The organism is Mesorhizobium sp. B2-1-8, from assembly GCF_006442545.2.
Taxonomy (GTDB): Bacteria; Pseudomonadota; Alphaproteobacteria; order Rhizobiales; family Rhizobiaceae; genus Mesorhizobium.
In genome coordinates, this window is the sequence record NZ_CP083952.1 from 5,573,621 (window position 1) to 5,585,676 (window position 12,056).

The window sequence follows — 12,056 nt, forward strand, 5'->3', positions numbered from 1 at the left end:
ATTTTTGAGAGCACTGGGATGACCGAGCAAGGGTTGATGTCCGAACTGGACCGGCTGGTTTCCGAGGGCCGGAACCCAAGGACCGTCGACATCGACCTGCTGCCGACCATCGACGTGCTGCGCAGGATCAATGACGAGGACAGGCTTGTCCCGGCGGCCGTCGAAAAGGTCCTGCCGCAAATCGCCGCCGCGGTGGACCAGATCGTGCTCGCCTTCCAGAAAGGCGCGCGGCTCGTCTATATCGGCGCCGGCACCAGCGGCCGGCTTGGCGTGCTCGACGCTTCGGAATGTCCGCCCACCTTCGGTGTGCCCGAAGGCATGGTGGTCGGCCTGATCGCCGGCGGATTAGACGCGCTGGTGCGCTCGCTCGAAGGCGCCGAGGATGACCCGAAGATGGGCGCCAAGGCCTTGCAGGAGATCACGCTCACCGCTGACGACGTCGTGGTAGGTATCGCGGTCAGCGGGCGTACGCCCTATGTGATCGGCGGGCTGACCTATGCCAGGCAGATCGGCGCGACGACCGTCGCGCTGTCCTGCAATCCGGCATCGACCATTGCAGGCATCGCCGACATCGCCATCTCGCCCGTCGTCGGCCCCGAAGTGCTCACCGGCTCGACGCGGCTGAAATCGGGAACCGCGCAGAAGCTGGTGCTCAACATGCTGACCACGGCTTCGATGATCCGCATCGGCAAGAGCTACCAGAATCTGATGGTCGACCTGAACCCGTCGAACCGGAAGCTGGTCGCCCGCGCGGTCAGGATCGTCATGCAGACGACCGGCTGCACCGCGCCGCAGGCGCGACAGGCGCTCGAGCGGACCGGCAATGACGTCAAGCTGGCGATCCTGGTGACCATCACCGGCCTCGATGTCGAGGCGGCGCGGGCCGCGCTGGTCAAAGCCGGAGGGTTCCTGCGAAAGGCCATCAGCGACGAAGCGGCCTGAAGCAGATGGGACATGACGGCTGAAGCCGCTTTAGACAAGACGGGGTGAAGCCGCATAGACTGGGCCGATACTCCAAAGCACGTGTACCTTGGAAGCGGTCGACAGAAACTGCAAGGCATCAAGTCAAGTCATAATGGGAGACGAAAATGGTAAGGCACCTCACAAGAACACTGCTGTCGGGCATCACCCTTGCCGCTATGCTCGGCATCGCCTCGGTTTCGGCGCAGGCGGCGACATTGCACATGGCCTGGTCGCAAGACGCCACCGGGCTTGATCCGCACAAGCAGACGGCATTTTCCTCGCTGCGGCTTTTGGAGCTCATCTACGAGCCCCTGGTGCGGCTCGACGCCAGCCTGCAGATCATCCCTGCCGTCGCCACCTCCTGGGAGTTTTCGAAAGACGGCAAGGAGCTGACCTTCAAGCTCGATCCCAAGGCGAAATTCCAGGACGGCACGGCGGTGACCTCCGCCGACGTCAAGGTGTCGTTCGAGCGCATCCTCGACGAGAAGACGGGTGCCGCCGCCCGCGCCAATTTTCTGTCGATCGCCAGCATCGACACGCCGGATGCAGGCACCGTCGTATTCCACCTCTCGCAGCCCGACGCGCCGATCCTGACGGCGATGAGCGACGTCAACGCGGCCATCGTTCCGGCGGCTGAAATCAAGGCAGGCTCGATCGGCACCAAAGCGGTCGGTTCCGGCCCGTTCAAGCTCGACAAGTGGGACCCCAACGCCAAGGAGGTCTTGAGCGCCAACAAGGACTGGGCCGGCGGCGCGACCGGCGTCGATGGCATCGAGATCAGCGTGCTGCCGGACGAGGCGGCGATCCTCGCGGCCATGCGCACCAAACAGATCGATTTCGCCCTGCTCAACGACCCGCTGGTCGCCACGCTCGTGCCGAAGGAAGCCACCCTGCAGCTCAACCGCGTGCCCGTGCTTGCCTACAACGTGCTGCAGCTCAACCCGTCGCGCAAGCCGATGACCGAGCTCAAGGTGCGCCAGGCGATCTCCTGCGCCATCGACCGGCAGGAGGTGCTGGACACTGCTGCGCTGGGCGAAGGCAAGGTCACCGGGCCACTGACCATCCCGGCGTTCGCCACCGATCCGAGCCAGTTGTTCTGCTACAAGCGCGATGTTGAAAAGGCCAAGAAGCTGATGGCCGAGGCCGGTTTTGCCGACGGCTTTTCGGCGACCGTGATCGGCGCCACCGGCGAGCCGCCGACGGCGGCGGCGGAAGCCCAGGTCATCCAGTCGCAACTCGCCGAAATCGGCGTCAAGCTCGACATCAAGATGATGGAGCTCAACGTCTATGTCGACGCCTGGCTGAAAGGCGATTTCGACATGGCGATCGCGCTCAACGGCGGTCGTGCCGACCCCTATACGATGTACAACCGCTACTGGACCAAGGCCGGCAATCTGCAGAAGGTGGCGAACTACATCGACGACACGCTGGACAGCCTGATGCAGCAGGGCCGCGCCGAGACCGACCCGGCCAAACGCAAGGCGATCTTCGCCGCGTTCGAGAAGCATCTCGCCGAGATGTCGCCGTGGATCTGGCTCTACACCTCCTACAGCTACACGGCCCAGCAGAAAAACATCGCCGGCTTCGTGCCGACGCCGACCGGCACGCTGTTCAGCCTGAGCAAAGTGACGATCCAATAGCGCCGGATTCGGCAACGGGACGAGAGGTCTTCCTGGCGTGAACTATCTCTTGCGACGGCTGGCGACGTTTCCTCTCGTCCTGCTTGGCGTGTCCATCCTGGTCTTCGTGGCGATCCGGATGGTGCCCGGCGATTCGATCACGGCGATGCTGGGCACCGAGGCCGGCCTGCTGACGCCGGTACAACGCGATTCACTCGCCGCCTATTTCGGCATCGACCAACCCTGGTTCGTTCAATACTGGCGCTGGATCGGCGGCATCCTGCACGGCAATTTCGGCATCTCCGTCACCTATGGCCGGCCCGTTCTCGACGTCATCATCGAGCGCTTCCCGCTGACGCTGGAGCTCGCCCTCCTGTCGATGATCATCGCGCTTGCCGTCGGCATGCCAGCGGGCATCTATGCCGCCACGCACAATGAAAAGCCGTCCGACCTCGGGGTGCGCGTCGTCGCCATGATCGGCCAGTCGACGCCGAGTTTCGTGCTTGGGCTCCTGATCATCTACACGCTGTCGGCCGGCTTCGGCGTGCTGCCGGCGATGGGCGAGTTCACACCGCTCTGGCAGGATCCATTGCGCAACCTCAGCCAGCTGATCCTGCCAGCCATCACGCTCGGCTTTGCCTTCGCGGCGTCGGTCACCCGCATAGCGCGCTCGGCGATGCTCGACGTGTTGAGCGACGATTATGTGCGCACGGCCCGCAGCAAGGGCGCTTCGGCGCGCAGCGTCATCTGGCGGCATGCTTTGCCCAACGCGCTGATCCCGGTGGTGACGCTGAGCGGCATCGAGTTCGGCTATCTCTTGGGCGGCGCCGTCATCGTCGAGCAGATCTACGCCCTGCCCGGCCTCGGACGCATGGTGCTCGACGCCATCCTGCAGCGCGACTATGCGCTGGTGCAGGGAAGCGTGCTGTTCATCGCCTTCAACTTCATGATCGTCAATCTCCTGGTCGACCTCGCCTATGTCGCGCTCGATCCTCGCATCCGGCTGGGGGAACAGTGATGCGCATCCTGCGCGCGATCTTCGGCCATGGAAGCGGCCGCATCGGCGGCATCATCGTATGCGTCTATCTGCTGCTCGCCATCCTTGGCCTGCTGGGGCTGACGCCGCACAATCCGATCACGCAATACCGTATCGACCGGCTGCACGCGCCCAGCGCCGCCTACTGGATGGGCACCGACCTGTTCGGCCGCGATGTCGCCAGCCGCCTGATGGCGGGCATCGGCCAGTCCTTTACGGTCGCCTTCTTCTCGGTGGCGTTCGCGTCCCTTGCCGGAACGGTCCTGGGGCTCGCCGCCGCCTGGCTCGGGCGCCGCTGGGACGGCGTCGTGATGCGCATCATGGACGTGCTGCTGGCTTTCCCGGCGATCCTTCTGGCGCTGCTCATCGTCACCGTCGCCGGGCCGGGCACATGGACCAGCGTGGTGGCCATCGGCATCGTCTACACGCCGATCTTTACCCGCGTCGTGCGCGGCCCAGCCCTGTCGCTCAAGGCACGCGAATTCGTCGACGCCGCGCGCACCTTCGGCAGCAGTGCGAGCTATATCGTCACGCGCCACCTGCTGCTCAACCTCGTGGCGCCGCTGACTGTGCAGGTGACGCTGGCGCTGGCCTGGGCGCTGCTGACGGAAGCCGGCTTGAGTTTTCTCGGGCTGGGCACTCAACCGCCTGCCGCCTCGCTCGGCCTGATGCTGAGCGATAGCCGCAATTTGATGGAGACGGCGCCCTGGCTGATGATCTTCCCAGGTCTGGCGATCATGATCAGCATCCTCGGCTTCAACCTGCTGGGTGACGCCTTGCGCGACATCCTCGACCCGAGGATGCGGAGAGCGTTCGCATGACCCCGCTGCTGTCGGTCTCGGATCTGCGCGTCGGCTTCGGCCGCAATCCCAAGGCCAATGAAGTGGTGCGCGGCGTCGGTTTCGATATCGCCGACGGCGAGACGCTGGCCATTGTCGGCGAAAGCGGCTCGGGCAAATCGGTGACCGCGCTGTCGATCAACCGGCTCGTCGATTTCGGCGGCGGCCGCATCACCGGCGGTTCGATGAAGCTCAAGCGGGCCGATGGGACCATCTTCGAGTTGGCGGCCGCGACCGAGGCGCAACTCACCGGCATTCGCGGCGCCGAGATCGGCATGATCTTCCAGGAGCCGATGACATCGCTCAACCCGGTGCTGACCATCGGCACCCAGATCGAGGAATCGTTCCGCCTGCATCGCGGGCTGACAGGCCGGCAAGCCACGGCGGCAGCCAGGGACGCGCTCGACCGCGTGCGCATTCCCGATGCCGCGCGACGGCTGAAATACACACCCAACCAGCTGTCCGGCGGCATGCTGCAGCGGGTGATGATCGCCATTGCGCTCGCCTGCAATCCGCGCGTGCTGATCGCCGACGAGCCGACGACGGCTCTCGATGTGACGGTGCAGGCGCAGATCATGGCGCTGCTGGCCGAACTCAAGCGCGAAAGCGGCATGTCGATGATCTTCATCACGCACGATATCGGCCTAGTCGCCGGCATCGCCGACAAGGTGATGGTGATGCAGAACGGCCAGGCCGTCGAACAGGGCGAGCTGAACCAGATCCTCGACAGCCCCCAGCATCCCTACACGCAGCATCTGCTGCAGGACGTGCCGCATTTCGCCAGCGGCCGGGCGACACGCGCGGACGGGCAGCGCGACAAGGGTGCGAACACGCAACCGGCGTTGACGATCGATGGTCTCGTGGTGCGGTTTCCGCTCAAGAGCAATTTCTTCAGCCGTGCCACCGGCGCGGTGCATGCCGTCGACGGTGTCGATTTCGATCTGATGCAAGGCGAGACGCTGGCCATCGTCGGCGAAAGCGGCTCGGGTAAATCCACCACCGCCAAGGCGGTTCTCGGGCTGGTGCGATCGACGCGCGGCAGCTTCTCGGTTGGCCGCCGAATGGCGTCGCCGGAGCGCGGCGCCAAACCCGTGCAGATGGTGTTCCAGAACCCCTACGCTTCGCTCAACCCGAGGCTGGCCATCGAAAGCATCCTGGCCGAACCGGTGATCGCCACCGGCGGGCGGGTGGATGCCGAAACCCGGGCCAGGATGGCGAGCCTCCTCGAACGCGTCGGCCTGCCCAGGAACAGCCTCGAGCGCTATCCGCATGAATTCTCCGGCGGCCAGCGGCAAAGGCTGTGCATCGCCCGCGCGCTGATGCTCAACCCGTCCGTCGTCGTTCTCGATGAAGCGGTGTCAGCGCTCGATGTCTCGGTGCAGGCCAAAGTGCTGGAGCTGCTGGTCGACCTGCAGCGCGAGTTTGGGCTGGCCTATCTGTTCATCTCGCACGACATGGCGGTGGTCGAACGGATCGCGCACCGCATCGCCGTCATCTATGCCGGCCAGATCGTCGAGATCGGCGACGCGCAATCCGTGCTGTCGAAGCCGAGGCATTCCTACACGAAGAAGCTGATCGCCGCCGTTCCGACCATCGACCGGCGGCACGAGCATTTCGAGATCGACACGCGCCAGGTGCCGTCGCTGGTCAGGCCGCAAGGGTTTGAACCGGCGCCGGCGAAATGGGAGCGGTTTGGCGGGGATCATATGGCGAGGGTGGAGGCGTGATGGCCTTGGGATATGCAAGGTCGGCGGGACAGCGCCCCCCTCTGTCCTGCCGGACATCTCCCCCACAAGGGGGGAGATTGGATGTCATCGCGGCTTTCGCCAATCTCCAACGTTGTAAAAAGAGCGGGGCGCCAAAACTGCCAATCTCCCCCCACGTGGGGGAGATGTCCGGCAGGACAGAGGGGGCCGCCGTAGAGCGCTACTTCTCCGAAGGAGGCTGGCATTGAGTAGCCTCCCCCAGATCTTCGACCGCGCATTCGCGCCCTTAGCAACGGCAGTAACCGCCAGCCGCATCCCCGGCGGCGTGCTCGGCATTGTCAGCCGTGATGGCGACCGCATCGTCCGCGCGATCGGCTCTGCGCAGCTCGTGCCGGAGCCGCGGCCGATGCAGGAAAACACCTGGTTCGACCTGGCGTCCCTGACCAAGGTGATCTTCACCACGCCACGCATCCTGGCGCTGGCGCAGGACGGCATCATCGATCTCGACGCGCCGCTGACCTCGGTACTCCCCGACCTTCGCCAGTATGACGCGAACGCCTGGGAGCGGACAGTGACCTTCCGCCAGTGCCTCGGCCACCAGACGCCCTTCCCGGCTGTCGAACCGATCTACACCTATGGACGCGACCCCGAACTGCTGCGCGCCTTCATCCTGCAGCGGGAATGGCGGGCGCGCGACCCCGTCTATTCCGACATCAGCTTCATCCTGCTCGGCTTTGCGCTGGAGCGGCTGTCGGGCAAGAGCATCCGCGCCATGGAGCCCGGCCCGGGTTTTGCCTGGTCCACGGAACCCGATGCCGCCGCCGCGACCGAGGACTGCACCTGGCGCCACCGCGTGCTGTCCGGCGAGGTCCACGACGACAATTGCTCGGCGCTGCAAGGTGCTGGGCACGCCGGGCTGTTCGGCACGGCCGCTTCGGTGCTCGATTTCGCCCAGCGACTGCTGGACGGAACGGGCGCATCCGGACAATCGATCGCGCTGATGCGCACGCCCCTGTCCGCCACCCGAACCCATGGCTGGGAGCGACCTCACGAAGGCTGGTCCGGCGGTGCGTTATGCAGTCAGGGAACGATCGGCCATACCGGTTTTACCGGCACCGGACTGTGGATAGACTTCGACAAGGGCAAGGCGTGGACCTTGCTCACCAACCGCATCCATCCGACACGTCATTTCGACAGCGGTATCGTCCTGCTGCGGCAGGCGGTCGGCGATCTCATCAACAGGGGCTAGGGATAGACCATGGAACCAATCTGGGCCGTCGGCCTGATGACCGGCACCGTGCTTGACGGCAACATCGACGTGGCGCTGATCAAGACCGATGGCGAGCGGATCGAGGATTTCGGCACCTACCGGCTGATGCCCTATCCCCCGTCGATCCGCTCCTTGCTGGAGGAGACGCTGACAGCGGCCAGAGCCTGGAATTTTGTCGGACCCGAACCGGCGATCTTTCGCAAGGCGGAAGAGGCTCTGACGCGTGCGCAGTCGGCAGCAGTGAAGGAACTCGTCGAAGGATACGGCATGACAATGGCTGATGTCGGCGTCATCGGCTTTCACGGCCAGACCGTGCTGCACCGCGCGCCGCAGGTCGGGCGGCTCGGCCAGACCCGCCAGCTTGGTGACGGCGAGCTGATGCATGCGATATTGGGCACCAAGGTTGCCTATGATTTCCGTTCGGCCGACATGCGCGCCGGCGGACAAGGCGCGCCATTGGCCGCCGCCTATCACACCGCGCTGATGCGCAGCGCCGGCGCCAGTGGCGAGGTGGCCGTGCTCAATCTCGGCGGCGTCGCCAACATCACCTGGTGGGACGGCGCCGACAATGTCATCGCCTTCGATACCGGCCCCGCCAACGCGCCGCTCAACGACTTCATCAAGTCGAAAGGGCTTGGCGAAATGGACCGCGACGGCGCGCTTGGCCGCGCGGGAACGGTCGACGAAGCCCGGCTCGCCAAGCTGTTGCAGCATCCCTATCTGACCAAGGCCTACCCGAAATCGCTCGACCGTTTCGACTTCGGCGCGGCCATGGCCGATGGCCTGAGCGCCGAGGATGGAGCGGCCCTGCTTACCGCCTTCACCGCGTCGGCTGTCGGCAAGGCGCTCGACCTTCTGCCAAGCCGGCCGAAGAAGCTGGTGGTCAGCGGCGGCGGCCGCCACAACCCGACGATGATGGCCATGCTGGCCAGCCGCGCCGGCGTCGAGGTGGTGCTGGCCGAAAGCCTCGGCTGGAGTGGCGACGCGGTGGAGGCGGAGTGCTTTGCCTTCCTCGCGGTGCGCGTGCTGCGCGGCCTGCCGATCAGTTTTCCAAGCACGACCGGCGCACCGCAGCCGATGCGCGGCGGAAAGCTGGCTGGCTGATCAACCGGTCGGCAGCGTCTTCCGCAAGAAGATGCGGCTGCGGCCGACAGGGAAATCGGCCAGCGTCCCAAAGGGTTGGTAGCCCTGCCGCTGATAGACCTTGGCGGCGTTGGGATTGAAAGTGTCGATCCAGGCATTTTGGCAGCCGCGCGCCACGGCTTCGCGTTCGGCCGCGTCCAGCATCTGGCCGGCCATGTGCTGGCCGCGCAGCCTTTCGTCGACCCACAGCCACTGCACGTAGAGCCAGCCCCAGGCAGTGTAGCCCGAAATGCCGGCGACCACCGCGCCGTCCTCGCCGCGCACGAATACGGCCAACGCCTTCCTTTCGGACGCGCCGACATCGGCGTCGTTGAACGCCGTCAGCCGTTCACTGAGAAAGGCGAGTTCTTCCGGCTGGGGATTTGCCGTCGTTTCGAGTGTCGTGTTCATGGCTCTTTCCGGATTGCGCAGTTGGAAGCGTCAAGAGGGGCGGAAGTCGGAAGCGGCAATGCCGTAGCGCTTGAGCTTGTCGTAGAACGTCTTGCGCGGCACGCCGAGCGCGTCGATGGCGCCGCGTACATCGCCGCCATGATCGCGTAGCGCGTCGCGGATGAGCTGCGCCTCGTATTGCCCGACCCTTTCGGGCAGCGCGGCGGCAGACTCCGGCAGCCGATCGACTGCCCTGGCTTCGTCCTCAGGCCCAAGGCCGAGCGCGACGCGATCGGCGAAATGCGCGAGTTCGCGCACATTGCCCGGCCAGTCGTGCGACTGGAGATGATGGCTCACGGCTGCATTCGCCCTGGCGACAGGGCGGCCGAACCGTTCCACCGCCTTGCCGAGGAAATGGCCGAACAGCATCGCGATATCGCCGCGCCGCTCGCGTAGCGGGGGAATGCGCAGCGTCACCACGTTGAGGCGGAAATAGAGATCCTCGCGGAAATCGCCACGCTGGTCGGGCCGGCCGAGGTCGATCTTGGTCGCCGCGACGACCCGGAGATCGAGGCGCCGTGTCTCGTTCGAGCCGAGCGGGGTGAGGCTGCGCGTCTCCAGCACCCGCAAGAGCTTGACCTGCAGGGCCGGTGGCATGGATTCGATCTCGTCGAGAAACAGCGTGCCGCCGCTGGAGTGCTCTATCCGGCCGATCCGCCGCCGCTGCGCCCCGGTAAACGCGCCGGCCTCGTGGCCGAACAGCTCGCTTTCGATGACGGTTTCGGGCAGAGCGCCGCAGTTCAATGCGACGAAGGGCTTTGCGCGACGCCGGCCCCACCGATGCAGGAGGTCGGCCACCACTTCCTTGCCGGTTCCGGTCTCGCCTTCCACCAGCACGTCGACATCCATGTCGGCGATCTGGCGCAACGTCTCGCGCAAACGCCTCATGGCGGGCGCCTCGCCGATCAACGGCATGCCGTCGGCGGCAAGTGCCGCGGCGTCGCGCAGTCGCCGGTTTTCCATGACCAGCCGCCGCTTCTCCGATGCCCGTTTCAGCGCCTCGACCAGGCGCTCCCCCGCATAGGGTTTCGGGATGAAATCATAGACGCCGTCCTTGAGCGCGGCGACCGCAAGATCGACATCGCCATGCCCGGTGACCAGGATCACCGGCAAGTCGGCGTCGACAGCCTTGATGCGGTCGAAGAGCTGCAGACCGTTCATGCCAGGCATGCGGATATCGCTGACGACCACACCCTCGAAATCCTTGTCGACGACGCCAAGCGCCGCTTCGGCGGCGTCGAGCGCGATTACCGTGAAGCCGGCAAGTTCGAGCAGTTGCGTGGTGGCATGAAGCAGGTCGGCATCGTCGTCGACGAGCGCCACCAGCTCTGATCCCTGGGTCATTCGATCCGCCTCAAGTCGATGGTGAAGGATGCGCCGCTGGCGGTGTCGGGGTCGAGCCGCAGCGTGCCGCCCAATTCCTGGGCGATCTCCTGCGAGATCACCAGGCCAAGCCCCTTCTCCTTGGTGGTCTGGAACGGCATGAACAGATTGCCGGCGGCTTCCGGCCCGAGGCCGGGCCCATTGTCGCGCACTGAAATCAGCACCCTGTCGCCACGTTCGGCGAGGTCGATCTCGATGCGGGGATCAGGCCGGTCCTTCATGGCGTCCAGGGCGTTCTGCAACAGGTTGACGAGGATCTGCTCCAGCCGGATGCGGCTTGCCATCACCAGTGGGGATGCGGTGCCGCGCGGCTTGACGATGGTGACGCCGGAATCGCGGATGCGGCCGGACAGAAGCGACAGCGCGCCCTCGATCGCCTCGCGCACCGGCAAGGGGGTTGCAGCAGTGCCGGGCCTGCGGGCAAAGCTGCGCAGCGTGCCGGTGATGGCACCGATGCGTTCGGTCATCGACACGATGGAGGTCAGATTGCCGCTCGCCGGTTCGGTCTTGCCGGCGTCGAGAAAGCGGCCGGCATTCTCGGCATAGGTGCGGATCGCGGCGACCGGCTGATTGATCTCGTGCGCCACGCCGGCGGCGATCTGGCCGAGGATGGAGAGCCGGTTGGCCTGGGCGAGATCGTCGCGCAGCCGGCGGACCTTGGCCTCGGCGTTTTCGCGCTCGACGATTTCGCCGGCAAGGGCCGTGTTCGATCGCGTCAATTCGGCCGTCCTTGTGCTGACCCGGCTCTCGAGTTCGGCATTCATGCGCGCCAGTGCCTCCTGCCGCAGCCGGCGTGTGCGACGGCGCCGCGTGAGCACGTAGGCAAGCAGCCCCATCAGCAGCAGCCCGAGCAGTGTCGTCAGGCGCGCCGTGTTGGCGGCGGCAGCCAGGGCGGCATCGGCGGGCGTCAGCAGCCACAGGCGCCAGCCGGGAACGGCATCGGGCAAGTCCTGCACCACCTCGACGAACCGGCGCGATTTTCCGGCTTCGTCGATTGTCGTCAGGCCGTCACCGGCGCCACGGCGTATCGGCAGAGGTTCGAAGGCGGCGTACAGTTGAAGCTGGTCATGCGCCGCGGCGGCGTCCGCGGCGGAGAGCGGCGCCAGCGCATGGAACCGCCAGTCGGGCTGGCTGGTGGCCAGAACGACGCCGACGCATCGCCGGCGATGGCCTTCAGCTTGGCGTCGAGAGCTGTTTCCTCGACCTTCCCGGCGCGGCGCAGCGCATCGCGCACCGCATCGTCGCGCGCCAGCACCAGCGGCACGAGACGCTGCTTTTCGATTTCGCCGGTCAGCGTTCCCGCCGCCAGCGGCAAGGCGGCCAGTGCCCCGGCGCGCAGGTTGCCGGCGGCCTGCCCCTCGGCGATGCGCCCGGCAATGGCGACCGCGCCGACCAGCACCGCGAGCGCGATTGCTAGAAGCAGCCAACGGCCGCCGCGCAGGCGCGCTACCGCTTCGCGCAACAGGTCGCGACCGGCAAATCCTGGGGCTTCGCTATCGATGCGCTGTCGCGGCGTCGGCCCTCTCCTTCCCTGCAAGGCTTGGCCCCAGTCTAATGCGAAATTCCGCCAGGGCAAACAAGAGCTGTGCGGAAATCCGCACAAATCTCCGTCGAAAGCAGGGCAGGAACGGCTGAGACCCGGGAATTCCGGTCTTTCCGCCATCTGGC

At 65.8% G+C, this 12,056-nt stretch carries 11 protein-coding genes; 7 read left to right on the plus strand and 4 right to left on the minus strand.

The window, feature by feature from the left end:
- Nucleotides 1-18 precede the first annotated feature (18 nt).
- The 7 genes from murQ to FJ970_RS27475 all read left to right on the plus strand — a co-directional run bounded on the left by murQ (nucleotide 19) and on the right by FJ970_RS27475 (nucleotide 8,537).
- The gene (gene murQ, locus FJ970_RS27445) at nucleotides 19-942 is read left to right on the plus strand and encodes an N-acetylmuramic acid 6-phosphate etherase (RefSeq protein ID WP_140757696.1); all 924 of its coding nucleotides are present in this window, start codon (nucleotides 19-21) and stop codon (nucleotides 940-942) included.
- Nucleotides 943-1,088: 146 nt separating this feature from the next.
- Complete coding sequence (locus tag FJ970_RS27450) at nucleotides 1,089-2,603, plus strand: ABC transporter substrate-binding protein (RefSeq protein WP_140757697.1); 1,515 nt, start codon at nucleotides 1,089-1,091, stop codon at nucleotides 2,601-2,603.
- A 37-nt stretch (nucleotides 2,604-2,640) separates the two neighbouring features.
- Nucleotides 2,641-3,600 carry an ABC transporter permease gene (locus FJ970_RS27455; RefSeq protein WP_140757698.1) on the plus strand — a complete coding sequence of 320 codons (960 nt, stop codon included), beginning with the start codon at nucleotides 2,641-2,643 and terminating at the stop codon, nucleotides 3,598-3,600.
- Complete coding sequence (locus FJ970_RS27460) at nucleotides 3,600-4,439, plus strand: ABC transporter permease (protein WP_140757699.1); 840 nt, start codon at nucleotides 3,600-3,602, stop codon at nucleotides 4,437-4,439. The genes FJ970_RS27455 and FJ970_RS27460 overlap by 1 nt, the downstream gene beginning before the upstream one ends.
- The gene (locus tag FJ970_RS27465; RefSeq protein ID WP_140757700.1) at nucleotides 4,436-6,184 is read left to right on the plus strand and encodes an ABC transporter ATP-binding protein; all 1,749 of its coding nucleotides are present in this window, start codon (nucleotides 4,436-4,438) and stop codon (nucleotides 6,182-6,184) included. The genes FJ970_RS27460 and FJ970_RS27465 overlap by 4 nt, the downstream gene beginning before the upstream one ends.
- A gap of 223 nt (nucleotides 6,185-6,407) precedes the next feature.
- Nucleotides 6,408-7,412 carry a serine hydrolase domain-containing protein gene (locus FJ970_RS27470; RefSeq protein ID WP_140757702.1) on the plus strand — a complete coding sequence of 335 codons (1,005 nt, stop codon included), beginning with the start codon at nucleotides 6,408-6,410 and terminating at the stop codon, nucleotides 7,410-7,412.
- 9 nt (nucleotides 7,413-7,421) lie between these two features.
- Nucleotides 7,422-8,537, plus strand: a complete 1,116-nt coding sequence (locus FJ970_RS27475) for an anhydro-N-acetylmuramic acid kinase (RefSeq protein WP_140757703.1) — start codon at nucleotides 7,422-7,424, stop codon at nucleotides 8,535-8,537.
- Here FJ970_RS27475 and FJ970_RS27480 read toward each other — a convergent pair whose 3' ends face one another.
- From FJ970_RS27480 to FJ970_RS27495, 4 genes are read right to left on the minus strand one after another with little or no spacing between them, the layout of a single operon-like run.
- Nucleotides 8,538-8,966 carry a GNAT family N-acetyltransferase gene (locus FJ970_RS27480; protein WP_140757704.1) on the minus strand — a complete coding sequence of 143 codons (429 nt, stop codon included), beginning with the start codon at nucleotides 8,964-8,966 and terminating at the stop codon, nucleotides 8,538-8,540. It lies immediately after the preceding gene.
- Nucleotides 8,967-8,996: 30 nt separating this feature from the next.
- Nucleotides 8,997-10,349 (minus strand): sigma-54-dependent transcriptional regulator, encoded by a 1,353-nt coding sequence (locus FJ970_RS27485; RefSeq protein ID WP_140757705.1) that lies wholly within the window; start codon nucleotides 10,347-10,349, stop codon nucleotides 8,997-8,999.
- Nucleotides 10,346-11,335 (minus strand): sensor histidine kinase, encoded by a 990-nt coding sequence (locus FJ970_RS27490; RefSeq protein WP_227791930.1) that lies wholly within the window; start codon nucleotides 11,333-11,335, stop codon nucleotides 10,346-10,348. The genes FJ970_RS27485 and FJ970_RS27490 overlap by 4 nt, the downstream gene beginning before the upstream one ends.
- A gap of 53 nt (nucleotides 11,336-11,388) precedes the next feature.
- Nucleotides 11,389-11,925, minus strand: a complete 537-nt coding sequence (locus tag FJ970_RS27495; RefSeq protein WP_227791931.1) for a hypothetical protein — start codon at nucleotides 11,923-11,925, stop codon at nucleotides 11,389-11,391.
- Between the last annotated feature and the right edge of the window lie 131 nt (nucleotides 11,926-12,056).